At 70.1% G+C, this 26,683-nt stretch carries 17 protein-coding genes; 9 read left to right on the forward strand and 8 right to left on the reverse strand.

Annotation, left to right across the window (positions count from 1 at the left end):
- Entirely contained in the window at window positions 1-8,004 is an 8,004-nt protein-coding gene (locus tag ASF52_RS03230) for a hypothetical protein (RefSeq protein WP_056167506.1), read from the reverse strand.
- A 286-nt stretch (window positions 8,005-8,290) separates the two neighbouring features.
- Between ASF52_RS03230 and ASF52_RS03235 the strand changes: the two genes are divergently transcribed.
- Together ASF52_RS03235 and ASF52_RS03240 are read left to right on the forward strand one after the other, a co-directional pair.
- A complete protein-coding gene (locus ASF52_RS03235) occupies window positions 8,291-8,602 on the forward strand; it encodes an Hpt domain-containing protein (RefSeq protein WP_056167508.1) in 312 nt (103 codons plus the stop codon).
- Between the two features lie 196 nt (window positions 8,603-8,798).
- Entirely contained in the window at window positions 8,799-9,119 is a 321-nt protein-coding gene (locus ASF52_RS03240; protein ID WP_056167511.1) for a 2Fe-2S iron-sulfur cluster-binding protein, read from the forward strand.
- Here the strand turns inward: ASF52_RS03240 and ASF52_RS03245 are convergent.
- Both ASF52_RS03245 and ASF52_RS03250 read right to left on the reverse strand, forming a co-directional pair.
- On the reverse strand, window positions 9,088-9,561 hold the full coding sequence (locus ASF52_RS03245; RefSeq protein ID WP_082515168.1) for a bleomycin resistance protein: 474 nt from the start codon (window positions 9,559-9,561) through the stop codon (window positions 9,088-9,090). The two genes, ASF52_RS03240 and ASF52_RS03245, sit on opposite strands and share 32 nt — an antisense overlap.
- Window positions 9,558-10,733 (reverse strand): vWA domain-containing protein, encoded by a 1,176-nt coding sequence (locus tag ASF52_RS03250; RefSeq protein ID WP_056167515.1) that lies wholly within the window; start codon window positions 10,731-10,733, stop codon window positions 9,558-9,560. The genes ASF52_RS03245 and ASF52_RS03250 overlap by 4 nt, the downstream gene beginning before the upstream one ends.
- A 272-nt stretch (window positions 10,734-11,005) precedes the next feature.
- On the opposite strand from ASF52_RS03250, the gene ASF52_RS03255 reads away from it, so the two are divergent.
- On the forward strand, window positions 11,006-11,440 hold the full coding sequence (locus ASF52_RS03255) for a hypothetical protein (RefSeq protein ID WP_056167519.1): 435 nt from the start codon (window positions 11,006-11,008) through the stop codon (window positions 11,438-11,440).
- A gap of 4 nt (window positions 11,441-11,444) precedes the next feature.
- Here the strand turns inward: ASF52_RS03255 and ASF52_RS03260 are convergent, their stop codons facing one another.
- Entirely contained in the window at window positions 11,445-13,583 is a 2,139-nt protein-coding gene (locus tag ASF52_RS03260) for a TonB-dependent receptor domain-containing protein (RefSeq protein WP_082515169.1), read from the reverse strand.
- A 270-nt stretch (window positions 13,584-13,853) separates the two neighbouring features.
- Between ASF52_RS03260 and ASF52_RS03265 the strand changes: the two genes are divergently transcribed.
- From ASF52_RS03265 to ASF52_RS03280, 4 genes are all read left to right on the forward strand, one after another.
- Window positions 13,854-14,129 carry a ferredoxin gene (locus ASF52_RS03265; protein ID WP_056167522.1) on the forward strand — a complete coding sequence of 92 codons (276 nt, stop codon included), beginning with the start codon at window positions 13,854-13,856 and terminating at the stop codon, window positions 14,127-14,129.
- Complete coding sequence (locus ASF52_RS03270; protein ID WP_056167526.1) at window positions 14,126-15,406, forward strand: NAD(P)/FAD-dependent oxidoreductase; 1,281 nt, start codon at window positions 14,126-14,128, stop codon at window positions 15,404-15,406. The genes ASF52_RS03265 and ASF52_RS03270 overlap by 4 nt, the downstream gene beginning before the upstream one ends.
- Window positions 15,403-16,650, forward strand: a complete 1,248-nt coding sequence (locus tag ASF52_RS03275) for a cytochrome P450 (protein ID WP_056167529.1) — start codon at window positions 15,403-15,405, stop codon at window positions 16,648-16,650. Before ASF52_RS03270 ends, ASF52_RS03275 begins: the two co-directional genes overlap by 4 nt.
- A 168-nt stretch (window positions 16,651-16,818) precedes the next feature.
- A complete protein-coding gene (locus tag ASF52_RS03280; protein WP_056167758.1) occupies window positions 16,819-17,421 on the forward strand; it encodes an AprI/Inh family metalloprotease inhibitor in 603 nt (200 codons plus the stop codon).
- A gap of 10 nt (window positions 17,422-17,431) precedes the next feature.
- Here ASF52_RS03280 and ASF52_RS03285 read toward each other — a convergent pair whose 3' ends face one another.
- On the reverse strand, window positions 17,432-19,153 hold the full coding sequence (locus ASF52_RS03285) for an outer membrane beta-barrel protein (protein WP_056167532.1): 1,722 nt from the start codon (window positions 19,151-19,153) through the stop codon (window positions 17,432-17,434).
- A gap of 329 nt (window positions 19,154-19,482) precedes the next feature.
- On the opposite strand from ASF52_RS03285, the gene ASF52_RS03290 reads away from it, so the two are divergent.
- Window positions 19,483-20,439: a KpsF/GutQ family sugar-phosphate isomerase gene (locus tag ASF52_RS03290; RefSeq protein WP_244472918.1), complete on the forward strand. Its 957-nt coding sequence runs from the start codon at window positions 19,483-19,485 to the stop codon at window positions 20,437-20,439.
- Window positions 20,440-20,540: 101 nt separating this feature from the next.
- On the opposite strand, the gene ASF52_RS03295 is transcribed toward ASF52_RS03290, so the two are convergent.
- Window positions 20,541-21,602, reverse strand: a complete 1,062-nt coding sequence (locus ASF52_RS03295; RefSeq protein ID WP_162241012.1) for a glycosyltransferase family 61 protein — start codon at window positions 21,600-21,602, stop codon at window positions 20,541-20,543.
- A 107-nt stretch (window positions 21,603-21,709) separates the two neighbouring features.
- Here ASF52_RS03295 and mutL point away from each other — a divergent pair, with 107 nt between their 5' ends.
- On the forward strand, window positions 21,710-23,689 hold the full coding sequence (mutL, locus tag ASF52_RS03300; RefSeq protein ID WP_056167539.1) for a DNA mismatch repair endonuclease MutL: 1,980 nt from the start codon (window positions 21,710-21,712) through the stop codon (window positions 23,687-23,689).
- Between the two features lie 54 nt (window positions 23,690-23,743).
- Here the strand turns inward: mutL and rsmD are convergent, their stop codons facing one another.
- Window positions 23,744-24,301 carry a 16S rRNA (guanine(966)-N(2))-methyltransferase RsmD gene (gene rsmD / locus ASF52_RS03305; RefSeq protein WP_056167542.1) on the reverse strand — a complete coding sequence of 186 codons (558 nt, stop codon included), beginning with the start codon at window positions 24,299-24,301 and terminating at the stop codon, window positions 23,744-23,746.
- Window positions 24,298-26,544 (reverse strand): pseudouridine synthase, encoded by a 2,247-nt coding sequence (locus ASF52_RS03310; RefSeq protein WP_056167545.1) that lies wholly within the window; start codon window positions 26,542-26,544, stop codon window positions 24,298-24,300. Before ASF52_RS03310 ends, rsmD begins: the two co-directional genes overlap by 4 nt.
- Window positions 26,545-26,683 lie beyond the last annotated feature (139 nt).

A 26,683-nucleotide genomic window follows, 5' to 3' on the forward strand; every position in this document is an offset into this window, starting at 1 on the left:
CTACGCTCCGTCGAAGCGTCCGCTGGCATGGGCCAGCATCGTGTAGACCTTGCCGGTCTCCGAGGTGAGGTAGGCGTCGGCGCGCTTCGAATCGCGGTCGTTCTTGGACACGTCCGCCATCAGGCGTTCGAACTCGGCGACGTAGCGGTCCACGGTGCGTCGGAAATCGGCATCCCCGGCGTAGCGGCGGCGGACCTCCTCGAAGGTCTGGCGCCCCTGCGCGGTGTAGATGCGGCGGTCGAACAGGTTCGCCTCACCCCGGCGATAGCGCTCCCACAGATCCACGGCCGTGCGGTGGTCGATCATCTTGGCGATGTCGGCCGAGATGGTCTCCAGAGCCGTGCGCCCACGCTCGGCCGCCGCCTTGGCCTCGGGGGACCCCTTCTCCGGTGAAGGTTTGGTTCCGGCGGTGGCCTGAGATTCGGATTCGGACTCGTCGCCATCATCATCGAGGGATGCTCGGGTCAGGAGGTCCGAGAGCCAACCACGGTCTCCCGCCTTGGCACCGTTGGCCTGCGCACGCTGTGCCTCGCCCGTGCGGGCGGCAACGTTGGCGGGCCGACCGGCGGGTGCCGGCACGATGGTCATGGTCTGCCCCGGCTTCGGCGCGGCCGCAGCGGGTGTCCGAACGGGGGCGACCGGTGTGGGAGCGACCGGTGCCTTGGCTGGGGCAACCGGCGCCGGAGCGGGTGGAGCCGCGGACGGCCGGGCGACATCGACACCGCGATCGGTGCGGGCGACGAGGGTGGTCAGCTCGCCCAGGGCCTTGATCTGATCCGAGACGACCCGGCGCATCTCGCCGGTGGCGTCCTGCGTCTCGCGCGGCAGGTCGAGGACACCGCGCTGGATCTCGGCGCGGGTGGCGTCGAGCTCGCGGCGGATCTCGCTCGCCATCTCGCGCAGGCCGGCCACGGAATCACCGAAGCGCCCCGAGGCCGTCTCGAACACCGCCGTCATCTCGCGGGACGCCGCGTCGATGGCGGCACGCACGCCCTGCGCCGTCCGCTCGCCCTCGCTGTCGGCGCCAGACCGCAGGCCCTCGAACGCCTCGACGACACGGGCGCCGGCGCCCTTCGCAGTCTCGGCCAGACCGGTGCCGATGGCGCGGGCTCGCTCCTCCGCGGTCCGCAGGGTCTGCTCGATCAGTGCATCGAAACGGGCGGTCTCGGCTTCCAGGGAACCCGAGCGTTCGTCGATCCGGGCGAGCACGCCCTCGATGGCGCCCCCGCGCGCCGCCAGAACCTCGGAGAGGCGACCTTCGGCCGTCTCAAGGGATCCGGCCGCGCCCGTGAGTGCCGCCGCATGGGTCCGTCCGAGATCTCCCAGGGACCGGCCGCTGGCGTCGAGCGACGCGGCGAGTTCGGCCGCATCACGCAGGGCACCCTGCGCGACGGACTTGAGCTCGTCGACCTGCTCGGCGACGCCGCGGCTCGCCCGTTCGGTCTCGCTGGCGATGGCGCCCAGGGCTTCCTGGACCTGCTCGATGCGGGCCGCGAGACCCGTCTCGATGGCGCCGAGGTTTTCGCCCGCCCCCGCCAGGAGTTCGGCAAGGGCCGCATTGGCGCTCTCGACACGCTGGAGGACGCTGCCGACGTCGTGACGCAGGGCGTCGTTGGCCTGCGTGAGGGTGGCGATGGCGCGCGAGGCGCCCCCGTCGATGGTTGCCAGCAGAGCTTCGGCCGAGGCCTGCGAACGGGCTTCGAGTTCGTCCGTACGCTGGCGGATCGCCTCCACGAGGGGTGTGCCGGTCTCGGCGAGGGCCCGCTCGAGGGCTTGGCCTCGCTCGGACAGAGCTTCGACCAACGATGCGGCCGGGCCATCGACGACGGCGCGGAGGCGATCGGACTGTGCCGCGAGAGCCTCGATCACGTGCGAGCCGCGCCCGTCGAGGGTCTCGACGAGGCTGCCGCCGCGCTCCTCGATGGCGCGGGTGATGGTCTCGGCGCTCGCAGCGAGGCGCTGGGCCAAGGACTGGCCACGTGCCTCGACGAGGGCGGCGAGCGCCGTGGAACGGCGGTCGAACGCTTCCGTCATCGTCGCATTGCGACCGTCGATGAGGGCCGCGACGGCCTCGTTGCGCTGATCCAGTGCTGAGGCAAGGGCGGCGGCATGGGCTTCGGCGGCGGCGGCATGACGACCGACCCGCTCGTCGAAGGCGGACAGCATGGCGGCGCTTCGCTCGTCGACCAGGGTCGCATAGGCGTCCTGACGATCGTCGAAGGCAGCGGCCAGGGCGTCGCCACGCGACGCGACCAGGGAGGCGAACACCTTCATGCGGCTGTCGATACGGCTGGTGAAGGCTTCGCTGCGGGCATCGACGGCCTGGGTGAGGGCCGCACCCTGCGTCTCGATGGTCCGGGCCAGGCCGGCGGCACGACCGGAAATCAGCGAATCCAGGGCGCCGAGGCGCTCGTCGAACACCGTCGCGAGGGCCTGGGTCCGGGTATCCACCTGGAGGGTGAGGGCGCCGGAACGGCTCTCCACAACTCCATCGAGGCGGGCGAGGCCCTCGTCGAACAGGGCCGCGAGGGTGCGGGTGCGCTCCTCGACCCGATCGGTGAGCGAACCGGCACTCTCACCGACCAGCCCGTCGAGGGCCTTCATGCGCTCGTCGAACAGTCCGACGAGAGCCTGGGTGCGGGCATCGATCCGATCGGTCAGCGTCTCGGCGCGGCTGTCGACGAGACCGTCGAGGGCCGTGAGCATCTCGTCGAACAGGGCGCGCAGGCCCTGGGTCCGGCTGTCGACGGCCTCGGCCAAGCGCGTGCCGCGTCCCTCGACCAGGTCGTCGAGATGTCCGAGGCGGGTGTCGAACAGCGTCGTCAGCGCCTGGGTGCGCGCGTCGATCGCGTCGGTGACCTGGGCGCCGCGCCCGTCCACGATCTGGGCGAGGAGGTCGATCCGGTGATCGAACATGGCCGCCAAGCTGCGGGTCCGGCCGTCCACGCTCTCCGCGAGGCCGCCGCTGCGGCGCTCCACGAGGGTGTCGAGCTCGCCGATCCGGGCGTCGAACAAGGCGGAGATGGACTGAACACGCCCATCAAGTGCCGTGGCAAAGCCGCCGGCATCCTGTGCGACCAGGGCGTTGATCTGCTCGATCCGGCCGTCGAACAGAGCAGCGAGCGCCTCCGTGCGGGTATCGAGGGCCTGACCGATCTGGCGGCCGCGACCGTCCACGAGATCCGAGAGACCGCCGAGGTGCTCGTCGAACAGGCTCGCAAGGGCGCGGGTGCGCTCGTCGAGAGCCTGGGACACCTGCGCGCCGCGTCCGTCCACCAGGGCATCGAGGCCGCTGAGACGCTCGTCCAGGAGCGTGGCCATGGTCTTCGTACGGGCGTCGATGGCGTCGGCGACCTGGGCGCCACGTCCTTCGACGATCTGTCCGAGGAGACCGATGCGGTGATCGAACAGCGCGGCGAGATCGCGGGCACGGCCGTCCACCGATTCGGCAAAGCCGCCGGTGCGGCGCTCGACCAGGCTGTCGAGCTCACCGATGCGGCTGTCGAACAGGTTGCCGAGGGCGGCGATGCGCTGCTCGACGGCCGCGATCAGGCTCGAGTCGTCCTGGTTCGCGATGGCGTTGAGCTGGCCGAGACGGGCGTCGAACGTCGTCGCGAGGGCCTGGGTGCGGGCCTCGACGGCATCGGCGAGGCCTGCGCCGCGCTGCTCCACGACCTCGTCCAGATGACCGATACGCTCGTCGAAAAGGGCCGCGATGGCCTGGGTCCGGGCATCCACGGCGCCCGCGGCGCTGCCGAGGCTCGCCTCGATGGTCTCGACGAGGCGGCGGCCGCGCTGGTCGAGGTTGTCCTGCAAGGGCGCCAGGCGATCCTCGAAGCTCGTGCCGAGGACCTGGGCATGGCTGTCGAGAAGCGCGCGGATCTCGCCCGTGCGATCGTCGAGGAGCTGGTGGACCGTACGCACGCCCTCGTCGAGGAGCGAGCTGATGTCGAGGGTGCGCCCGTCGAGGGTGCGCCCGAGACGGTTTTCGCCTTCGCCGAGAAGCCGGTCCGCTTCCGCCACGACTTCGCGCAGGCGAGCGAGGATGGTCTCGCCGCGGGTCTCCAGGAGGGTGCCGAGGGCGTTGGTGCCGGAATCGAGGAGGCGGGCGAGCTCGGTGATGCGACCCCCGAGAGCTCCGAACACGGCACGGCCCTTCTCGTCGAGCTCGCTGCCCATGGCGGCGGTGCGCTCGTCGATAAGGCTGACGAGGTGATCGGTCCGCTCGGAGAAGGCGTCGCGGAGGCTCTGGGCCTGCTGGGACAGGGCCGCATTGGCTCCACCCGTGCGCTCGACGATCATGTCGACGAGTTCGCGGGTGCGGGCGGCGAGGTCTTCGTCCACGGCGCGGGTGCGGCTCTCGATGAGGCGGATCGCCTCCAGGGCCTGGGTGCCGAAGGCTTCGTCGATGAGGCGGCCGCGCTCTTCCAGTGTGGCGCTGATCACTTCGAGGCGGGTCAGAATGCCCGAATCGAAGCGCGTCGCGCCGTCATCGAGGCGCTGGACCAGTTCCCGGGTCTGGACGTCGAGGTGGCTGGTGATCTCGGTCGCGCGCGCGCCGAGGGTATCACCGAGGCTGAGGCTGCGGGCGGCGATGTCCTGCGCCATGGTATCGGCGCGGGCGTCGAGGGTCTCGACGAGGTCGCGTCCACCCTCGGTCATGATCCGCGCCATCTCGGCCGTGCGCAGGATCAAGGCTTCGTTGAGGGCGGTGGCACGCGAGCCGAGCTGGCCGTCGATATGGGTGATGAGGTGCGAGAAGGTCTCGCCGATCTCGGCGGTGCGCTTGATGCCGCGCTCCTCGAGGGCACCGAGCTGGGTCTCCACTGCCTCGCGGGCCTCCCGGGTGCGCTCGGCGATGGTCTCGGCCACGGCTTGGCCGCGAACGGAGATGATCCGGTCCATCTCCTCGAGCTGGCCGCCGACGCTCTGCGATAGGGACGTCGTATCGCGGGCGATGCGCTCCGCAATGATGTCACCCCGCGCGATGGTGTCCTGAAGCGCGGCGAGGCGATCGGTGAAGACCGTTTCGATGGCGTCGGCCCGAGCCTTCGTGGTCTCGTCGAAGCGCTCGCCCGATGCGCCGAGGGCCTCGCTGACCCGTGCGCTCTGGGCGGTGATGGCGAGGGTGATGTCGCGGCCGGCCAGGGTGAGTTGCGAATGGGCGTCGTGCGTGTGGGCGGCGATGAGCTCGCCGAGGGTTCGACCGTGGTTGCCGAAGGCGACTTCGACGTCGCGAACGCGGGCGTCGAGGCTGCCACCGATTCCCTGAGCGGCGCGATCGATGACGCCGGCGGCCTCGTCGGCGCGCGCGGCCAACTCGGCGTTGATTTCCTCGAGGGTCCGGCGCAGGGCCGCCACGGAGGCTTCGGTGCGGCCGGCGACGGTGTCACCGGTGCCCTCGGCGAGCTGGCCGAGCAGGGCGGCGGCCTGTTCTGTCCGGCTCGACAGCGCATTGGCATTGGCGGCGAGGCGGCGCTCGAAGATCTCGACGGCCTCCACGGTGCGGGCTTCGAGTTCGCCCGTGGCGCCGGCGGCGGAGCGGCGCAGGGATTGTGCGGCCTCGGCCGCGCAGGCGCCGAGCGCGACGGTGATCTCTTCGGCGCTGCGGCGCAGGGTCTCGGTCGCCTCCAGGGTCTGGGCCCCGAACTGACCATCGAGTGTCGCGGCGGTGGCTTGGAGTGCCGAAACCGTCTGACCGGTGCGGGCCTCCAGGGCGTGCCCGAGCTCGGCCAGGAGGCGCTCGACTTCGGCCGTCGCCGCGTGGGTCCGCTCGGTGATGAGACCGCCGGCCCGATCGCCGGCGAGGGCAAGGGCGCTCTCGAGGCTGCCACCCTGAACGGTGACGGTGTCGTGCAGGCGCCCAGCCACGGCCTCGATCCGGGAGGCCAGGGCGCCGCCGCTCGCGTCGATTCCGGCCGCGAGGCCGTCGACGGAACTGACGAAACGCTGGCGCAGGGTCTCGCTGCGGGCATCGAAGGCCTCGATCAGGCCATCGGTGCTCCGGTTGAGGCTCGCTTCGGCCTCACGACCACGCGTCTCGATGAGTTCGGCGACGCCGACGCCCTGGACCGCCAGGGTTTCGTGCAGGCGTCCCGTCACCGTCTCGATGCGCTCGGCGAGTGCGCCGCCGCGCGCGTCGATGTCGCCGGTGATGCCTTCGACCGCGCGAGCCAGGCTGTCGCGCACGGATCCGGCGCGGGAATCGAGGGTTTCGATGAGGCCGCTGGCCGTCAGGGCGAACCCGGCCTGGGCATCGCGGCCGCGGGCCTCGATGAGGTCCGCGATGCCGGTGCCCTGGACCGCCAGGGTCTCTCGCAGCCGACCCGTGACCGTATCGATGCGCTCCGCCAGAGCGCCGCCGTTGCGGTCGACGAGGGCGGTCGCCTCCTCGATGGAACGAACCAGGCCGTCGCGCAGGGCGTCGGCCCGCGCTCCGAACGTCTCGATGACGCCGCCGGTCGCCTGGGCCAGACGCTCCTCGGCCTCACGGCCGCGCGCCAGGATGGCATCGGACACGCCATCGCCGATGGTCGCGATGTCCCGGGTCAGGGTCGAGCCCGTGGCGGCGAAGTGTGCGCGCAAGGCGTCGCCGGTCTCGGCGAAGCGGGCGGTGATCTCACCGCCGGTGGTGGAGAACTGAGCGGTCAGCTCACCGCCGCGCGCCAGGAAGGCGCTCTCGAGCCCGCGGGCGGATTCCTCGAAGGTCCTGCGGACCTCGCTGCCCTCGCGGTTCAGGGTTTCGATCACCTCGGCGCCGGTCTGGGCGAGGGTGCGTGCGACGTCGCCGGCGTTGGTGGCCAGCGTCGTGGTGAGGAGCCCGCCGGTGCGCTCGAAGGCGCGGGTCACTTCCTCGGCTCGGCTCTCCAGGGATTGGGTCAGCGTGTTGCCGACATCCGTCAGGCTGCCGCGCACGCCTTCGCTGGTGGCGGCGAGGCGTTGGACGAGGTCGTCGCCCCGATCGGTCACGAGACCGACGACGCGGTCTCCGGCCAGGGCGAGCGCCGACGTGATGGCGTCGCCGCGGTCGCCGAGTGCCGTGGTGATGGCGTGCCCGCGCGCATCGAGGGCGCCGGTGACGCGCTCGCCGGCGCCGGTGACGGCGGCGACGATGCGCTCTGCGGCCCCGTCGAGTTCCTGCGTCAGGTTCTGGTGCGAGCCCGTGATGGCTCCGCGGACGCGCTCTGCGTTGGCGACGATGGATTCGCGCTGGGCGACGAGCTCGTCGACCAGGGACCGGATGCGGATCTCGTTCTCCGAGTACGCACGCTCCAGGGTGGCGATCTCGCCACGCACCAGGGTCTCGAGTTCGCCGGCGCGGGCGAGCGCCCGCTCGACACCGTCGCCCACGGCCGCCACTTCGCGGCGAACGGTCTGCGACATGGTCAGCACGGCGTCGGTCGAGAAGTTCTCCGGCTCGGCCAGGCGAATGGCGACTTCACCCACGGCGCGAGCGACGAGACGCATCTCCTGCGCCCGCACGGCCAGCATCGCCATGATCGAGAACAAGACCACGGGTCCGACGAGGGCGGTGGCCGCCACCGCCGACTGGAGCGCCGTGAGGCCCTGCGCGTAGGTCTTCAGATCACCGCCGGATTGGATCCAAGCCAGGGCGAGAAGGCTCGCGAACCACACGGCCGATGCGACGGCCGCGACGACGTAGGGCATCGGAGAAGGCCGAACCCGCAGGGTCTGCTGCAGGATGCCGATGTTCTGGCGATCGTCGTTGGCGACCAGCGAGCGGTCCGGGGGCAGCAGTCCACCTTCGCGGCGCGGGCGGGCGCGGTCCGGCGGCGGAAGGTCGGACGCCAGAGGCTCGTCGAGGCGGGGCGGGCGGTTACGTCCGCTCGGATCGAGGAGCGGATCGCCGTCACCGACGTCGGGCAGGCGCGGTTCGACGCGGTTCTCGGACGCGTCGGGCGTGAGCATGTCCAAGTTGAGGGCCTGCTCGATCGCGGACAGGGCTGCCTCCGCCGGATCCTTGAGCTTCTTTTCCGTGGCCATGCAACGCCTCGTTACCCGTATTCTCCCGCGTCGGCCGCACCCGGCGAAGGAGACACTTTTACCAATTTATCAAACGAACTTTAGACACCGGCACCGGGGGCCGATACCCGACCGCCTGCGTCCGCCGCAAAAACCTTAACGGAATGGTTACCAAGCCCGGGGGCCGGCTTCCCGCCGTCGGCTTTATCCATGGGCCCGCAATGCTTAAACGCAAACCAAACCCGCTTCCGCGCCTGTGGATAGGGAAGCCCGGCCATCGCCGCCGCAGACGAATCGAAAAGTGCCCGTGCCGCCCATCGATCACGATCACCTCACCCGGCAGACGTTCGGCGACGCGGAACTCGCCCGTGAACTCCTGATGCTGTTCGCCGGTCAGTGTCACCGCCTCCTGCCGGAGATCGGCGATCCGGCCCGCACACGGGCCGAGCGCGCGGACCTCGCCCACACCCTGAAGGGTTCGGCCCTCGGCATCGGCGCCGTCTCCGTGGCGGCGGCGAGCGCGATGGTCGAGGATGCGTTGCGGAGCGACGGCGATCCGGCACTGGCGCCCCTGGCCGGAGCCGTCGCCGCGGCCCTGCGGGCGATCGCCGAGGTGTGAGCCGAGCGAACCCGCCGCAGTGTCCGGCATGGAACGGCGCGGCGTGTCCCGCGTAAGCGAAAGGTCGCCGGTGCCAGCGAAGGAATGATCGCCGGGCGTCGGCGAACGCTTGCATTCCGAGGCCTGCCCCTTCAAGGCAGACCTCGCGCCGCACAACCGACCACACACGCGTTGTACGAGCCCGGAGCCCCAATCGATGCCCAAGATCACCTACGTCGACCATGCCGGCACGGCCCGGACCGTGGAAGCCGACGTGGGATCGACCGTGATGGAAGCGGCGATCCGAAACAACGTGCCGGGGATCGACGCGGAATGCGGCGGCGCCTGCGCGTGCGCCACCTGCCACGTCTACGTCGACGGCGAATGGGCCGCCATCGTCGGGCCGGCAGAGGACATGGAGCAGGACATGCTCGATTTCGCCTCGGACGTGCGTGCGACCTCGCGCCTGTGCTGCCAGATCCGGATCAAGCCGGAACTCGACGGCCTCACGGTGACGACGCCGGCGCGTCAGGGCTGAACGAGGGGCCGATCGTCCGGACCCCGAGGGTTTCGCACAGACGCACGAGATAACCGTCGGGGTCCTGAACCAAGACCTGACGGAGGCCCGCCTCGACGTCGCCGACCCGGTACCAGGCGTCATGGACGTCCCGGAACAGCGGCCAGTCCTGAGCCGCCAGCCGTTCGAGCACGGGGACGAGGACCGCGACGGTGATCTGTAGGTTGAGGCCTCGGCCGAGCGGTCGCTTCAGGTCGCCGACCGACCAGTTGCCGTTGACCCGGTTGAGCATGACCTGGGCACCCTCCCGTTCCAGGTAGGCGAACCCATCCTCCGGCCTCGCATAGACAACGGAAAAGTCGAGGGCGTCGCACCAGAATGCGAGGCTCCGCCCGAGGTCGAAAACGTCGAGTTCCGGGACCAGTGCGGCGAACCCGCCGTGGGGAAGGCGATCGCGGGTCAACGCACCAGTTCGCGCATGGCGGCGTCGATCCCCTCAAGGTTCAGCGGGTACATGCGCCCGCCGAGGATCCGGCGGATCATGGTGATGGACTGAGTGTGGCCCCAATGTTCCGCGGGCACCGGATTCAGCCACACCGCCTTCGGAAACCGGTCCAGCAGTCGCCCGAGCCAGACCTCTCCGGATTCGTCGTTCCAGTGCTCCACGGAGCCACCCGGCGTCGCGATCTCATAGGGGCTCATGGAAGCGTCGCCGACGATCACAACCCGGTAATCCGCCGGATAGGTCCGCAGCACTTCGAGCAGCGGCAGGGTCTCGTCGTGGCGGCGGCGGTTGTCCTTCCATACCCGCTCGTAGGGACAATTGTGGAAGTAGTAGTGCTCCACGTGCTTGAACTCGGACCGGGCCGCCGAGAACAGTTCTTCGGCCAGACCGATATGCCAATCCATCGACCCACCGACGTCGAGGAAGAGCAGCACCTTCACGGCGTTGCGCCGCTCGGGCCGCAACTTCACATCGAGATAGCCCTTGGCGGCCGTCTCCCGGATCGTGCCGTCGAGATCGAGTTCCTCCGCCGCCCCGGTGCGGGCGAAGCGCCGGAGACGCCGTAGGGCCACCCGCATGTTGCGGGTGCCGAGTTCGACGCCGTCGTCGAGGTCGCGGAACTCGCGCTTGTCCCAGACCTTGACCGCGCGAAAGTTGCGGTTGCCGTCCTGGCCGATGCGGATGCCTTCCGGATTGTAGCCATAGGCGCCGAACGGCGAGGTCCCGCCGGTGCCGATCCATTTCGAGCCGCCCTGGTGACGTTCCTTCTGCTCGGCGAGGCGCTGCTTCAGGGTTTCGAAGAGCTTGTCCCAGCCGAGTGCCTTCAACTCGGCTTTCTCGTCGTCGGTGAGGTATTTCTCCGCGAGCTTGCGCAGCCATTCCTCCGGAATCGTGGAGGGCTCCGTCGCGGCGCCTACGGTCTCCAGCCCTTGGAAGACCGTGCCGAACACCCGGTCGAACCGATCGAGATGGCGTTCGTCTTTCACAAGGGCCGTCCGGGCCAGCAGGTAGAACGCGTCCACCCGCTTCTCCGCGAGATCGCGGTCGAGGGCCTCCAGGAGGGTGAGGAATTCCCGTAAGGTGACAGGAACCTTGGCCTCGCGCAGGGCGGTGAAGAACTGGAGCAGCATGCCGCGACAACGCGGCAAGGCCTGGTTCGGGTCAAGGCTTGGTGCGGGTCAAGGCTCGGTTCCGGTCGAACGAATTGTCGGCGGCGCGCGGCATCCACAGCCGGCCGAGAAGTATGGGTAGAACCAGCGATTTCTGTGGGTAACCCGGACCTGGCCCCATGCAGTGGGACATGTCGCGTCACAGGAACGGAACACTTGCCCTGCAGCATCGCGGATGAGTTCGGACACGGTGTCGGAGCGAAACTTCCACGGCTCCATCGAGGGTGACCGCCATGGCACTCGTCCTGCACTCCCTCGGCGATTTCAAGCGCTTCCTCGCCGAGCCCGGCGCGACCATTCAGGTCGTGCGCAACACCTTCATGGACCGTCAGGGCCCCGCCCTGCGGGAGGCCTATCGTCAGAAGGGGATGTACGCGCCGCGCACGGTCCAGGCCCTGTCGAAGAAGGCGGCGGTGTTCGGGGTACAAGGGCACCCGACGACGATCTGGCTCTATTGGGATCGGGGCACCCGTCACTGGCGCTTCTCCGACGACACGGTGGCGATCCCCCTCCACACCGGCCTTGGTCCGCCCGACGAGATCGTCTATCGCTGCGGATACACTTCGGACGACGATGCGTCCGACCCGCCGGCCGAACACGATCCGGCGCATCAAGCCCCGACACCGGTGCCGACGATGCCCGACCAGGGTCAGGGACAACTCCTCTGATCGATTAGAAGCGCGCCGTCAGGAAGATCCGCAGGTTGCGGCCCGGCAACAGGATCTCGTCTTTCTTGAACGAGGCCGAGTTGCGAATCCGATCGTCGAGGAGGTTGCGCCCCTGGAGGCCGAGGGTCACCTCGGTGGCACCGTAGAGGACGGGATCGAGGGGCTTGGTGTAGCTCACCTCGGCGCGCAGGTCGTCGAAGCCCGGCGTCATCGTCTCGATGGGGGCGACCTCCGTGTGAGCGAAGGCGTGGAGCAGGTTCACCCGGGCGAACCAACCGTCGGCGCGCACGAACAGGCCGCCGCCGACACGGTGGGGCGGGATGCGCGGCACGAAGGTGCCGTCGTCGAACCGGGCGCGGACGAAATCGTACTGGGCGTCGAGGCCGGCCCAGCCGTTGCCCACGGGCAGGAGGTCGAGCTGCGCGCCGATCTCGGCGCCGTAGAAGGTCGCGTTGCGCTGGGAATAGACGATCTGTTGCAACTCGTCGTCGCTGCCGCATGAGGCGAAATCGTCGCCGCAGCGGCGTCCCGTGTCGCGCTTGTAGATGAAGCCGGTGTAGCGGGTGTAGTAGCCGGTGGCGTCGAGACGCAGCGGCCCCTCGGCGCGGCGAAGGCTGGCTTCCACGGTCCGGGCACGTTCCTTCTTCAGGGCGGCGTTGCCGATCTCGAAGGTCTCCGTGGCATCGTGGGCCCCGCGGGAATAGAGTTCGAAAGCCGTCGGCGCACGCTCGACGAAGCTCCCATTCAGGCTGGCGACGAACCCGTACGGCAGATCCTGCAGCGCACCGAAGCTGATGCTTTTCGGTGCGAATCGGCGGCGTCGACCGTAGGACAGCGGGTCCTCGCCCTCGATCGGTCGATAGTCGCCGGGAAACTGGGTGGCGGTGCCCGCGGAGCGATCTCCCTCGATTCGGCCGGCGGCCTGGAAGCGCAGGCCGTTGCCCACGGCCAATTCCTCGAAGAGGTACACGGCGTTGCTGCGTGAATCCGTCGGCGCCAGCAGGCCACCCGCCTCGCCGGCGGTGCCGAGGGTGCGGCGTCCGGCTTGCAGACCGAGCGCCCCCGTCAGGGTCCCGAGGGCGGTGAAGACCGGCACGTGCTGGAACTCGATCCGGGCCTCCGCTTCCCGGTTCTTGAAGGTGGCCTGGATGCCGTCGCGGCCGTCCTCGCCGATCCCGGTTTCGTCGTGGCGATAGACGGACCCGCCGACCCAGAAGCGGATCGCCGCGATGGGACCGTCGAGGGGGCGGAACTCGCCGCGGGCCAGCAGGCGGTCCTGCCGCGGATCGAGGCGCGTGCGGTTCTCCGCCGCCGAACCGCCGGGGATCTGATAGAGCGCATCGTAGTGACTGTAGGACAGGCCGACGAAGCCACGGTCGCCGATGAACGACATTCCGACGGAGCCGCCCTGGGACTCGTTGGCGGAGTTGCGCTGGATGCCGAGCGGCGTGGCGTAGCTGTCCGCCGCCGTCCTGAACCCGTCGGCGTGAACCGCGACGTTGCCCGCTCCGGCATCCACCGTGACGGCGCCGAGACGACCGTTGTCGACGGTGGAATACCCCGTGGTTGCCGACCCGGAGATGCCGCGCTCGGGGATGAAGGTCGGGACGCGGTTGTTCTCGACGCTGACCACCCCGCCGATGGCCTGGGAGCCGAACCGGAGGGACGCCGGCCCCCGGATCACCTCGATCCGATTGGCCACCAGCGGATTGATGGGGACGCCGTGATCCTCGCCGAGTTCCGAGACGTCCTGGATGCCGACGCCGTTTTCCTGAATCCGGACCCGGTTGTTGTCGAGGCCGCGGATGATCGGACGGCTCGCGGCGCCGGGCGCGTAGGTCGAGGCCGAGATCCCGGGCCGGTCGGCGAGGGCGTCGCCCAGGGTCCGAGGCTGATCGCGGGCGATCTGGTCGGCGGTCACCACGGTGACGGGCGAGAAGGTGTTGGTCGCCACCGGCAGGATCCCGACCGGCGGCGCGGTAGCCAAGCCGTTGCCGCGAAGGGGGACGATGGGGCTCGGGGATGTGACGCTGAGTTCGGACAGCGTCGTCTCGGCCTGCTGGGCCATGGCACCGGAGGACGCGAGGCCAGCACCGGCGATGACCGTTCCTGCGAGCATGCTCTTCGAGAAACCGGACCGCATCACGCCTCGCACGACAAATGTTATGTTGTTTCATTGCGCGAACGGAATAACGTTACAAGAGAAACGTGGTCACCCTCGGCGAGCGTCGCCCATCTGTTGCACCGATGCATCAGCTGCCGACGTGGCAGGGTCCTTTTCGACACTGCATGCCGGCTCGAGATCGTAGATTCGGCCCTTTCCGCACAAGCGCCGGTAGCCGGAATCATGCGTCGGACGCTGTGACGCGCGTGCAGTGCGGAACCGGTGAACCACCGTGGGCATTGCGCCTGCATGCCCGTCTCGAACCACGACCGCATCGGCACCTCGCCGAGCCCCGATCCCTCGCGCGCAGCCGGCGGGCTGCAGGTCAGCGTCGATCTGAATCTGTGCCAAGCCTACGCTCAGTGCTGCTACGCGGCGCCTGAGCATTTCGTGCTGCACGGGGCCGAGGCGCTTCACTACGATCCGGCGCCGTCGGCGGCGGCGCGCCAATCCATCGAGCGCGCCCGCGTCGCGTGCCCGGTCCAGGCGATCCTCGTCGAGGATGCCGGAAGCGGCCGCTCGTGAGCCAGGATCACCTCGTCGTCGTGGGTGCGTCGCTGGCCGGATTGCGCGGGGCGGAAGCCGCCCGCAAGGCAGGCTTTGCCGGCCGCCTCACCATCGTCGGCGCGGAGCCCCACCGGCCGTACGACCGTCCACCCCTGTCGAAACAGGTCCTCGGCGGTTCGGTGGCGCCCGGTGCCACGACCCTTCCGATCCTCGAACCGCTCGATGCCGAGTGGCGTCTGGGATCGGCCGTCACCAGCCTCGACAGGATTGGGCGGACCATCGATCTCGAAGGCGGTGAGCGCATCGCCTACGATCGCCTCCTCATCGCCACGGGCGCCCGGCCACGACCCTGGCCGGACGCGGCGCAAAACGATCTCGCAGGGATTCATACCCTGCGTGGGCGGGACGACGCGGCGGCCCTGCGTTCCGCGCTCGCGGCACGGCCCGAGCGTGTCCTGGTCGTCGGCGGCGGATTCATCGGCTGTGAGGTCGCCGCCGCCTGCCGTGACCTCGATCTGCCGGTCACCCTGGTGGAGACCGGCCCGACGGTCCTGGCGGCAATCCTCGGCGTCCACCTCGGCTCCGTCGTCGCGGCCCTACACGAGGCGCGCGGTGTCGATCTGCGCTTCGGCAGCGAGGTCGAGGCGTTCGAGGACGACGGCACCGGCCATGTGGTGCGTGCGCGCTTCGCGGACGGACGGACGCTGGAGACAGGGTGCGTGGTGGTGGCCTTGGGGGCCATCCGCAACACCGAATGGCTCGCCGGTTCGGGCCTCGCCTTCGACGAGGGGGGAGTCGATTGCGACGCGGACGGATACGTCCTCGACGCGGAAGGTCGCCCCGACCGGGCGATCGCGGCCGCTGGCGACGTGGCGCGCTTTCCCCACCCCCTCTACGACGGGCGCTTTGTCGCCCTTGAGCATTGGGGGCATGCCGCGGCGCAAGGCGCCCACGCCGCACGTCTGCTCGTGGGACGCGGGACCGGCGAAGCCTACGCCGAGGTACCGGCCTTCTGGTCCTCTCAGGGCGGACTGACGATCAAGTCCGTCGGACTGACGGAGGGGGCGGACGGCCTCGTCATCGCCCAGGGCGACCCGAAGACCGGCCGGTTTCTCGCCCTATACGGCCGCGCAGGTCGCTGCATCGCGGCCGTCTCCTTCGATTCCGTACGCTGGCTTCCGGCCTATGCCGAGATGGTGGCGTCCCGGGCGCCGTTTCCGCCCCCTGGGGGCGCGGTGGACCAGGGTGGCCTAACCATGCTGACGCCGGGGTTTCCCGGAGAGGACGATCGATGAGCGACGCGACCCTGTTCGAACAGGCCAAGGACGAGGCCAACCGCGTCGATCCCTATCCGCTGTTCGCCCGCCTGCGCGAGACCCCCGTATCGCGTCAATCCGACGGCACCTACGTCGTCGCGACACACGCGGCGATCACCCGGTTGCTGCACGATCCGCGCGTCAGCTCCGAGACCCTGCCGCCGGCCGACCGGCCGAAGACCGGCAATCCGATCTCCGACTGGATCGTCAAGCCGATCCGCGATCGGATCACCGATACGCACCGGCCGTTCATCTTCCGCGATCCGCCCGACCACGACACCCTGCGCCGGGCGGTGATGCACGAGTTCACGCAGGCGCGCGTCCAGGCGCTGCGCGACCGTTCGCACGGTCTCGTCGATGAGATCCTGGACAAGCATGCCGGGTCGCGGAGCTTCGATATCGTCGACGATCTCGCCTATCCGCTGCCGGTGACCATCATCTGCGAATTGCTCGGGATCCCGACGGAGGACGAACCGCAGTTTCACGGCTGGGCGACGCAACTCGCCACGGCGCTCGAACCCGACACCATGGCGGACAAGGAGGCCCGCTCTGAGAACAGCCGGACCTTCGAGACCATCTCCGACTACATGACGGGCCTGATCAAGGAGAAGCGCCGGCATCCCAAGGACGACATGCTGTCGGGGCTTGCCGTCGCGGGCGTTCAGGGTGTGCCGCAGATGGGGGATTACGATCTCATTGCGACGTCGATCCTGATGCTCGTGGCGGGTCACGAGACCACCGTGAACCTGATCACCAACGCCATGCTGGCGCTCCTGCGGAATCCCGATGAGCTGGTGCGCCTGCGCGACGACCCCGCCCGTGCGCCGCGCCTCATCGAGGAAGTCCAGCGCTACGATCCGCCCGTGCAATTCCGAACCCGACGGGCCCTCACGGATATCGCCATCGGCGGCGTGACGATCCCGGAGGGCGCTGACATCGTTCTTCTCCTCGCATCGGGCAACCGCGATCCGGCGGTCTTCACGGAGCCCGATCGCTTCGATCCCGATCGGAGCGGAGTCCGTCATCTCGGCTTCGGCGGGGGACTGCACTATTGCGTCGGGGCACCGCTCGCCCGCTTCGAGGCGGAGGCCGCTCTGACAGCCCTGGCTCGCCGCCTCCGCAACCCACGCCTCCCGGCCGATCCGCCTCCATACCGGCCCGGCTCGGCCTTGCGCGGGCCGAAACACCTCAGGCTCGCCATCGATGGCATTGCCCCGTCCTGAGGCGACAGTCTTGAGGCGTCCCGGCCACACCGGGGCGCAAACTCGCCGCCCCGCACGGGAATCCCCACGACCGAGATAGGCGTGCCTTGCGGCCATCGCATTTGACGGTGAGGCACCCAGCACAGGGGCCGTGTCCACGACCCCGAGATGTTCGGGATTTGCCACAAGATGCCGCGTCCGCTCCTGTCGACCGTCGCCGTCCTGGCGCTCACTGCCGGCCTCGGCGCCTGCGCTTCGTCGCGCCTGGAAGGCCAGCCCCGCAACCGTGGGCTCGGGCCTCAGGCCGCCCTGGATATGTCGGTGCCGGCCATGCCCTCCGCCCCCATCACGTCCGCGCCTCTGGCACCCCCGCCGGGGGCAGCCGCCGCCGTGGACGCCCCTCCGCCCGTCGGTGCGGACGTCGCCGTGGTACCCGCGACCCCCGTCATCGCGCCCGAGCCGAGCGTGGCGTCCGTCGCCCCGCCGGCTCCGCCGCCCGTGGTGGTGGCTTCGGGGCGATCCTCCGTGGTTGGCAACTGGACCGCCAAGGACGCGACGGGCGCGAGCTGCAGGGTGTCCCTGTCGAGCGCCCCGGCCCTCGATCTCTACAAGGCCAGCGCCGCCGCCTGTCCGAACAAGGATCTGTCCAAGGTGACCGCCTGGGATTACCGCGACGGTGAGGTCTACCTCTATCAGCCGGGCGGCACCGTGACGGCCCGCCTGCGTCAGGGCGGCGGCGCCCTCGATGGGGCGCTTTCGAAGTCCGGCGCGTCCCTGGCGATGGTGCGCTGAAGCCGGCGCGTCAGGGGTTCACCCGCAGACCGAGCAGCCACGTGTTGGAGTGGAAGCTCGACGTGGCGATCGAACTGTCGACCTGCTGGTAGACGTAGGTGCCGCGCATGGTCAGCCACCGGTTGAAGCGGTAGTCGATCCGCGCCGTACCGGAGAATCCACGGTCGGAGATGTTCACCCGGTCGTAGTCGCTGGCCACGAAGGTGAGCCCGCCGATGAGCGAGAGGTTGCGCAAGAGATCGTGCTGGACTTCCAGTGTGACGGCCTGGGTACGCACGCCGCTGGAGCCCGCGACGGACGTCTCGACGATCCCCGCCGTCGCGTTGAGACGAACCGCCGTGAGGGGACTGACCGTCCACAGCAGGGATGCGTTGAGGACCGGAGCGGTGAGGTCGCGCAGGTTCGGGTCGTTGTAGGTGCGGTGCTGCAACCCGGCCGAGACCTCGCCCGCGAGGAAGCGCGTCAGTGCGATGCTGCTGCCCGCCGAGAGGGTCAGCCCATCGGAAGCGCGCCGCGTGCCGGTGGAATCGACCCGCTGGTCGTAGACGCGGGTGTCGGCGAGAACGTCGACGAACGGCGTGAGGCTGGGCGAGATCTCGTAGCCGGCCCGGAGCTGCAGGCCGTACTGGTTCAGGTTGCGGTCGCTCTGGGTGATGATCGTGCCATCGGTCAGTCGGGCATCCTCGAACTGCGAACGATCGAGGAGGCCGCGCAGCGAGACCTGGACGCGATTGAACACCTCCGTCACGCCGACCGTGGTTCCGTAGCTCATGACGAGGGGGCGCGTCGCCGCGCCGATGTTGAGGTCGGGCGTGCCGGTGCGTTGCGTCTCGATGAGAAAGCGGCCTTCGACGTCGACGCGGGTGTCGCGGTTGGCGTCGATCCGCAATCGGGTCACGCCGAGGCCGTTGGGCCGGCTCGCCGCGTCGTTGTCCGGAAACTCGAGGTACGAGCCGCGCAACTCGCCGGTCAACTGGCTCGACGACCAGTCGCTGCGAAAGGCGAGATCCGCTTCCGTTCGCAGCGCCACCGACGGCCTGACGGCCTGACGCGTGGTTTGATCGGGGTTGGTGTCGTAGCCGAAGCTCTGCTCGAAGCCCGGCAGGAACGTGAAGGTGCCGAGCTTGATCCCGAGTGGGGCATAGGCCGGGTCGACGGCCAACGGCTGGCGCAGGCTGCCGCCGAAAAGGAAGCCCGGGGTCTGGATTCCGGCGAGCGGCAGAAGCGTGGGAAGGGAGGTCGGGAGGGGGACGCCGACCACGGGCGTCCGGATGACCGGGGTGAGCCGGAGATCGGTGGGCGATGTCTGAGTGATCTGGCGCGTGATCCGGGTCGTGGCCGATCCAAAACGGCGGGCCGGCGCCGCTCGACGACGGAGCACGGCGCCGAGGTCACGGTTGTTCGGTCCGCTCGACGCACCGGACACCCGCGTACCGCCAGCCGCGCGGTTCGGGATCCGCAGTCCGGCTCCGGACTCTCCCCCCGCTGCATCGCCGCTTCCCGCTACACCCGCACCGCTATCGGAAGCCGGCGGGATGCGTGGCGAGGCAGCGTCGGTTGCCGTTGCGTCGGCGAGGGGGTCGGTCTGGGCCGTGGTGCCGAAGCTCGGAGCCGTGTTGCCGCGCGAGACCTGCGCCGCGACGGTGCCGGTGCCGGCGAGGACGGCCACCGCCGTCAGGGCGAGGCCGGGCAGGCTCCGCTTTCGCCACTCACCCGTCGGCCGCACACGCATCACGGACCATCGTCCTTCGAGGCGAAGCCGGACGTCCCCACATCCGGGAGCGCCCCGGCCTCGGGGGGATCGCCCCGTTGGAAACGGGTGGATCATGGTTAAAACCGCTACAACCGACAGGGTTAATGCGGCGTCAACGGCGCTTCCCGACGGGGCGCCGTCCTCGGCGCCCGGGCCGCCGTGCGACCACATTCGCGCGCCATAGGCGCGGCATGGAGGACCGCCGGACGGCCTCGGGTTCAAGGAGACGGGGTGGAATGCCGCCAGCGAACACGGCCCTGGACGGGGCGTCGGCGATTGATGGTGCGATCGACGGTGTGACGCCGGCCATGGCTTCCGCCCTGCGCACCATCGGAACCGAGCGCGATGGGCTCGCGTGCCTGATGGAGGCCATCGGCAACGGTCTCGGCGATCCGTTCACGGCGGCAGTGGCTCGCCTCAGCCGTGCCAAGGGCCGGGCGATCCTTACGGGAATGGGCAAGTCCGGTCATATCGGACGCAAGATCGCCGCGACCTTCGCATCCACCGGAACGCCGGCCCTCTACGTTCATCCGGCGGAGGCGAGCCATGGGGACCTCGGGATGATCCAGCCCGAGGACGTCGTGGTGGCGCTGTCGTGGTCGGGCGAGACCACGGAACTCGCCGACATCATCGGCTACGCCCGTCGCTACCGTGTCGGCCTCATCGCCATCACGGCCAATCCGGGCTCAACCCTCGGACGGGAGGCCGATGTCTGCCTGACCCTGCCGAAAGCCCGCGAGGCCTGCCCCAATGGGCTCGCCCCCACCACGTCGACGGCCATGCAGTTGGCACTGGGCGACGCGCTGGCCGTCGCGTTGCTCGAAGCCCGCGGCTTCTCGGCCCGTGAATTCGGCATCTACCATCCGGGCGGCCGCCTTGGCGCATCCCTGCGTCAGGTCCGGGAGGTGATGCACACGGGAGAGCGCCTGCCCGTGGTTCCGCGCGGCACGCCCATGCGCGCGGCCATCCGCGAAATCGACGCCAAGGGCTTCGGCTCGGTCCTCGTGGTCGATCACGAAGGGCGACTCGCCGGCATCGTCACCGACGGCGACCTGCGCCGCAATGTCTTCCGCAGCGACCTCGACAGCCTCGCCGTCGAAGCCCTGATGAGCGGGACGCCGCGCACGGTGGTGCCGGAAACCCTTCTGGCGAAGGCCCTCGAGATCCAGGAATCGATGAAGATCACCACCCTGGTGGTGATCGAGGACGGTCGCCCCGTGGGCCTCGTCCACTACCACGACCTTCTGCGCGCCGGCGTCGCCTGACGGCGAGAGCATCGGCCCGCAGGGTGGAAACGGGCTACGCGGGGAACCGGTACAACGACGGGTTCGGGCGTCGTCGCGGAGACGGTAAGCAGGACGATGCCCTAGCGGCGTCTGAGCCAGCGCGCGACCCGTTCGGCGAGCGGGCCCTGTGCGATCCGGCGGCGGGCGGCGTCCTGGTCCGCATCGATGGCGTCGAGATCGTCGAAGTGGGCGGCACGGTGCACGAGATCCTCGGCGACCGCGTCCGGGTCAGGCACCCACCATCCGAAATGGAACCCCTCGTCCGGACCGGATTCGGTGCCGACGGGATGGTAATACCGCCCCCGTGTGTGGTTCAGGGCGTCGAGCAGGGGAAAGTTCGCATTGAGGTGCGGGGCCCAGTTGAGGCCGAGGATGCGCCGGCCTGGCGCGGCGAAGGCCGCCGTATGGAAGGCCGAGCCCGTCGTGCCCATCACCACCCGACGCTCCGAGAACAGCCGCACGAGGTCGGGCAGTTCGAGCTTCTCCGGATAGACGATATCGACACCGCGCCGGGCGAGCGCCGCTTCCAGCGCCGCCTCGTTGCGCAGGCGCGAGATACCGGCGACCAACCTGGCCTTCGACAGGTAGGCGGGACGCGCCGTACCATCCACCACGGCATTTTGCCAGAATGGGCGGCCGATGGCCTGGACGAGGCCGGCATGGACCGCGTGTGCGAAGGCCTGTTCCTTCAGGCTCGGTGCCGGCAGGACGAGGTGCGGGATGCGGGTCGGCCGATCGAAACGGATCACAGCGTTCGGGGTCAGGCCGAAGGCTGCCAGGATCGGGGCCAGGAAGGGCAGGGCGGCCGGATCGCCGGTGGCGTGGCAGAGCAAGCGGGGCGGCGGGCCGCGCCAGTCGAGGAGAGGCCAGAGCCGGCCGAGCGTGCCGACGAGGAAGTGCCCGTAATGCGCGGCGAGGGCGCCGAGATAGAGGTGCGGAACCGCGTCGGCGCAAGCCTCAGCCTTCGCTTGCGAACCGCCGGCGCCCTCGAGGAGGGCGCCATCCGGACCGGTCAGGTTCCAGGGCGCTGTCCCGATGTCCGGACGGTAGATCGCATCGGTCACGACGCGTAGGGCCGGCGGGGCGGCGATGCGGTCGGTCCGCCCCCAAACCACACGGCAGCGCTCCAGCGTATCCGTCACCCCATGCCTCGTCGCCGTCAGGACATTCTCTCGGTCCATGCGGGAGAGCGCGCCGGGAGTCGGCCGTTCACCTTCCGGCTGCCGGCAGGCGGTCGTATAGTCCCGCCATGCCCCTCGCGCCATCCCGCCCCCTCGCACCGGTCCGCCGCCTCGACCCGATCCTCGTTGATCGCATCGCGGCGGGCGAGGTGGTGGAGCGTCCGGCCTCCGCCGTGAAGGAACTCGTGGAGAACGCCATCGATGCGGGCGCCAGGAGCATCGAAGTCACCATCGAGGGCGGGGGTCGGCGCCTTATCCGGGTGGTCGACGACGGCGCCGGCATGGATGCCCAGGATCTCGCCCTGGCGGTGGAGCGCCACGCCACCTCGAAGCTGCCCGACGGCGACCTCACCCGGATCGACACCCTCGGCTTTCGCGGCGAAGCGCTGCCCTCCATCGGCGCGGTGGCGCGGCTGACCCTCACGAGCCGCACGGCGGAGGGCGAGACCGGGCACAGCCTGACGGTGGATGCGGGCGTGCGCGGTGAGGTGCGACCGGCGCCGAGTCCGCGCGGGACCCGTATCGAAGTCGCGGACCTCTTCTCGGCGACGCCGGCCCGCCTCAAGTTTCTCAAATCCGACCGGGCCGAGACGGCGGCCATCAGCGAAGGCCTGCGGCGCCTTGCCGTGGCCGAGCCGGGCATCCGCCTCGTGCTGCGCTCGGAGGGTGGCAATCCCCTGGTGTTTCCGGCCGAGGGCGAAGGCGGGCCCGCCGCCGTGCTGCGACGCCTGACGGCGGTGCTCGGTCCGGAGTTCGGCGCCAACGCGATCCCCCTCGACATGGCGCGGGAGGGTTTCGCGCTCTCCGGCCATGTCGGTCTGCCGAGCTTCCACCGGGGCAACGCGAACCAGATCCATTTCACCGTGAACGGCCGGCCCGTGCGCGACCGCCTGCTACTCGGTGCCGTGCGGGGCGCCTACGCCGACACCATGAGTTCCGATCGCCATCCCGTGCTCGCCCTGTCGATCACGTGCGACCCGGCCTTCGTCGATGTGAACGTCCATCCGGCCAAGACCGAGGTGCGGTTCCGCGATGCGGCCCTCGTGCGCGGTCTCATCGTCAGCGCGATCCACGAGGCGCTGCGCCGAGCCGGCGCCCGTACGGCGACGACGACGGCGGCTCGCACCCTCGACGCCCTCCGATCGGAATCACTTCCGATGGGTTCCGCGGCAGCCCACGGGGAGCCGAACGAAGGGCGCTCGCTGCAGGCGCATACGGGGTGGGGTGCGCGGCCGTCCGCATCGCCGACCCTGCCGCGTGGCCTGCCGTCGTTCGGTGCCCCGGGGCGCTTCCCGGCGGCCCGGGACGGGACGCCGTTCCGGGCCGGGTTCGACGAGGCACCCCAGGCTGCGTTCACCCACGATTTCGCCCCGCCGAGCGCCGATCTGCGCCGTGAGGGCGCGGCACATCTCGAAGAGGCGGAGGCCGCCGCCGACCATCCGCTCGGCGCAGCGCGGGCTCAGCTTCACGAAACCTACATCGTCGCCCAGACCCGGGACGGCCTCGTGCTGGTCGATCAGCACGCCGCGCACGAGCGCCTCGTCTACGAGCGGCTGAAGCGCGAGCGCGCGGGTGGCGGTATCGCCCGCCAAGGCCTGCTGATTCCCGATGTGGTCGAGATGGCGCCCGACGATGCCGCCCGCCTCCTCGACGCCGCGCCGGACCTCGAGCGCCTCGGGCTCTCACTCGAGGCCTTCGGCACCGGAGCCGTGCTCGTCCGCGAAGTGCCGGCGGTCCTCGCCGGCGCCTCGACCCGAACCCTCGTCATCGATATCCTCGACGCCCTGGCGGGCAGCGGACTGGAGGACGGCAGCCTCGACGGACGCGACGAGGGCGGTGGTCCCCTCAGCCGACGCCTCGAAGCCATCCTGTCCCGCATGAGTTGCCACGGCTCGATCCGCGCGGGCCGGCGCCTGCGTCCGGAGGAGATGAACGCGCTCCTGCGGGAGATGGAGGCGACGCCCCTGTCGGGCACGTGCAATCACGGTCGCCCGACCTTCGTTGCCCTGAAGCTCGCCGACATCGAGCGGTTGTTCGGCCGGCGTTGAGCTCACCGCTTGGGGATGCCGGCCTTCGAACAAGCCGAGGCCCGCGAAAAAGCGTCAGCCGGTGAAGCGGACGAAAGCCACGGCGGTGTCGCCGTAGACCCGGCGTTCCAGCTCGCGAAAATCCAGCGGCAGCGTGATGGTGACGCTCGCGGTCTCCTCGACCACCACCAGGGCGTTGGGGACGAGCCACCCCCCGGAGGCCGCCGAGGCCAAGGCCGCGGGAGCGAGATCACGCCCGTACGGCGGATCGCAGAAGACGAGCCCGAAAGTGCCGCTGGTGCCGACGGGCCCGAGGCGGGTCGCGTCCCGGCGAAACAGCCGGGTCCGCCCCTCAGCGCCGAACGCTTCGATATTCTCTCGGATCAAGCCGCGTGCCTCCGCCCCCTCGTCGACGAGGAGCGCATAGGCGGCCCCCCGTGACAGGGCTTCGAAACTGAGCGCCCCCGTCCCGGCGAAGAGATCGAGCACTCGCGCGCCCACGACCGCGTCGTCGTAGGCGTGCGTCAGCACGTTGAAGACCGCTTCCCGCAGGCGGTCCGATGTCGGACGGATGGCCTCGGTCTTCGGGGTGGCGAGGCGGCGACCGCGCTGGTCGCCGCCGACGATCCTCACCGGCTACCGCCGCGCGGCGGGCGACCCGCGCCGCCGCCGGGCTTGCCGGCCGAGCCACCGCGACCGCCAAAGCCACCAGGTTTGGCTCCGCCGACGCGACCCGCGCCGCCGGCCTTGAACCCACCCGGCTTGCCACCGCTGCCGCCGGGCTTGCCGCCACCGGGCTTGCCGAAACCGCCAGGCTTGCCGAAACCGCTGGGTTTTCCGCCGGCCTTGAATCCACCCGGCTTGTCCCCGGGACGGAAGCCGCCGCGATCGGCCCCGGAGCGCTCAGCACCGATGTCGCGATCCCCGCCGCCGGAGCGTTCGCCCCCCTTAAAGCCACCCGCCTTGAAGCCGCCGGGCTTGAAGCCGTCAGGCTTGCCCCCACCCGCGCGGAACCCGCCGGGACGATCGTCGCCACCCCGGAATCCTCCGGGCTTGTCACCTTGGAAACCGGATGGCTTGTCGCCTCGCGGCGCGCCTCGGTTGAACGCCGGGCGCTCGCCTCTCTCGGCGAATCCTCCGCCATCGCGTGGCTTGAAGGTGCGCGGACGTTCGTCGCTACCCCGGGGAGGACCACGCCGCTCGGCATTGTCCGGTCGGGCGAAGGGACGGGGCGCACCCTGGCCGCGGGGAGCGTCGTCCCGGCGCTGGAGCCGGGCATCGGCGTCGAAACGGCGCTGTGGGCGCTCGGCGGCTTCGTTCTGGCGCGCGGCACGGGCATCGGCCTGACGAACCGTACGCACCGGACGTTCACCGGTTGCCGCATCGTCGCGACGGGCACCGCGATCGCGGCGATGCGGCTCGGGCGCCGGCTCCTGCGGACTGGCCTTCAGGCGTTCGACCAGCACGCGGCGATCGCCCGTGCCGATGGAACCGACACGCTCGCGGCCCCGTGCGGCAGCGGCCTCCCGCTCGGCCTTCGGATCGGCGCCCCGGCGGGGAATCTTCACCCGGCGCGGGCCATCGTCCTGCGGAGCCTCCTCCTCGGCGCGCCAGACGGAGCGGCGCGGGCCGGCGCTGTTGCCGCCGGTGGGCACGCGCGCGGGTGCGGTCGGCTTGTACATGGGGCGGTCGCCCCCGCGCGATGCGCCACGATCGGCGCTGCGCTGAGGCCGCGCCTCGCCGTTGTCGAAGTCGCGGCGTTCACGCTGCTGGGCGGCCGAAGCGCTACGCGCGGGCTGCTTCGATTGCTGTTTTGGCGACCCGAACGGCGCGATGGGCTCGCGAACCGGGCTTTCGAAATCGACACCCGCCTGCTCGGACAGGCCGGGGCCAAGCTGTTCCTTGAGGACCTTGGTGCGAATTTCCTCGGTCAGGCCGGCTTCGAGGTCTCCGAGCTGAAACGGCCCGAAGGAGAGGCGAATCAGCCGGTTCACGGCGAGCCCGAGGTGCTCGAGGATCCGTTTGACTTCGCGATTCTTTCCCTCGCGAAGGCCCAGCGTCAGCCACAGATTGTCCCCGGATGCCCGGTCGAGCACCGCGTCGATGGGGCCGTAATCCATCCCGTCGATGGTCACCCCCTTCCGCAGCTTGTCGAGTTCGGCCTGGGTCGTGTCGCCGTGGGCCCGGACGCGGTAGCGGCGCAGCCAACCCGTATCAGGGTGAGCGATGACCTTCGCGAGACCACCGTCGTTGGTGAGGAGCAGCAGGCCCTCGGTGTTGATGTCGAGACGGCCGATGGCCACGACCCGAGGCAGATCCTCCGGCAGCGCCTCGAACACCGTCTGGCGCCCCTCCGGATCGCGTGCCGTCGTCACCAGACCGCGCGGCTTATGGTAGATCCACAGGCGGGTGCGTTCGCGCTCGGGCAGCGGATCGCCGTCAACGGTGATCTCGTCGGCGGCGGTCACGTTGATGGCCGGCGAGGTCAGGATCTTGCCGTTCAGGGTCACCCGGCCCTGCTCGATCATCAACTCGACGTCCCGGCGCGACGCGATGCCGGCCCTGGCGATGGCCTTGGCGATGCGCTCACCCTCATGGGTCGATGCCGTACCTTCCGGCTCGTCGGCTTCTCCCGCAGCCGGCTTACCGGCGGGCTTTGCCGCGGCAGGCGCCGTGGGCTTGCGCCGGAGGGGCGCGTCGCCGCCGCGCGAAGGCATCGCGGCCTTGCGCACCTTCGGCTGTTCCTCGGCCGAGGGGCCCGGTACGCCGGCATCGGTTGCGGGTGACCAGGGGGCTGCTTCGGCCTGCGTCGATACGGAAGGTGTGGCGGGCGTGTCGTCGGACCCGCCCGTCTTGTCGTCGATGTTGTCGCTCATCGTGCCCCCATAACAGAGCAGGGGCGCTGTTGCGAGATATCCCGATCGACAGCCGCTTCCCGACCGTGCAGGCGCACGAACGCGAAAAGGCGGCCCAAAGGCCGCCCTTCCGGATTTCTGCGTCACCAATCTCTGCTGG

Source organism: Methylobacterium sp. Leaf112, assembly GCF_001423295.1.
Classification (GTDB): Bacteria; Pseudomonadota; Alphaproteobacteria; order Rhizobiales; family Beijerinckiaceae; genus Methylobacterium.

Excerpts from the sequence above, each read along its gene's own strand:
- ASF52_RS03230 (WP_056167506.1), bottom strand. The coding sequence starts at position 8,004 with ATGGCCACGGAAAAGAAGCTCAAGGATCCGGCGGAGGCAGCCCTGTCC.
- ASF52_RS03240 (WP_056167511.1), top strand. The coding sequence starts at position 8,799 with ATGCCCAAGATCACCTACGTCGACCATGCCGGCACGGCCCGGACCGTG.
- ASF52_RS03250 (WP_056167515.1), bottom strand. The coding sequence starts at position 10,733 with ATGCTGCTCCAGTTCTTCACCGCCCTGCGCGAGGCCAAGGTTCCTGTC.
- ASF52_RS03255 (WP_056167519.1), top strand. The coding sequence starts at position 11,006 with ATGGCACTCGTCCTGCACTCCCTCGGCGATTTCAAGCGCTTCCTCGCC.
- ASF52_RS03260 (WP_082515169.1), bottom strand. The coding sequence starts at position 13,583 with ATGCGGTCCGGTTTCTCGAAGAGCATGCTCGCAGGAACGGTCATCGCC.
- ASF52_RS03265 (WP_056167522.1), top strand. The coding sequence starts at position 13,854 with ATGCCCGTCTCGAACCACGACCGCATCGGCACCTCGCCGAGCCCCGAT.
- ASF52_RS03275 (WP_056167529.1), top strand. The coding sequence starts at position 15,403 with ATGAGCGACGCGACCCTGTTCGAACAGGCCAAGGACGAGGCCAACCGC.
- ASF52_RS03280 (WP_056167758.1), top strand. The coding sequence starts at position 16,819 with ATGCCGCGTCCGCTCCTGTCGACCGTCGCCGTCCTGGCGCTCACTGCC.
- ASF52_RS03285 (WP_056167532.1), bottom strand. The coding sequence starts at position 19,153 with ATGCGTGTGCGGCCGACGGGTGAGTGGCGAAAGCGGAGCCTGCCCGGC.
- ASF52_RS03290 (WP_244472918.1), top strand. The coding sequence starts at position 19,483 with ATGGCTTCCGCCCTGCGCACCATCGGAACCGAGCGCGATGGGCTCGCG.
- mutL (WP_056167539.1), top strand. The coding sequence starts at position 21,710 with ATGCCCCTCGCGCCATCCCGCCCCCTCGCACCGGTCCGCCGCCTCGAC.
- ASF52_RS03310 (WP_056167545.1), bottom strand. The coding sequence starts at position 26,544 with ATGAGCGACAACATCGACGACAAGACGGGCGGGTCCGACGACACGCCC.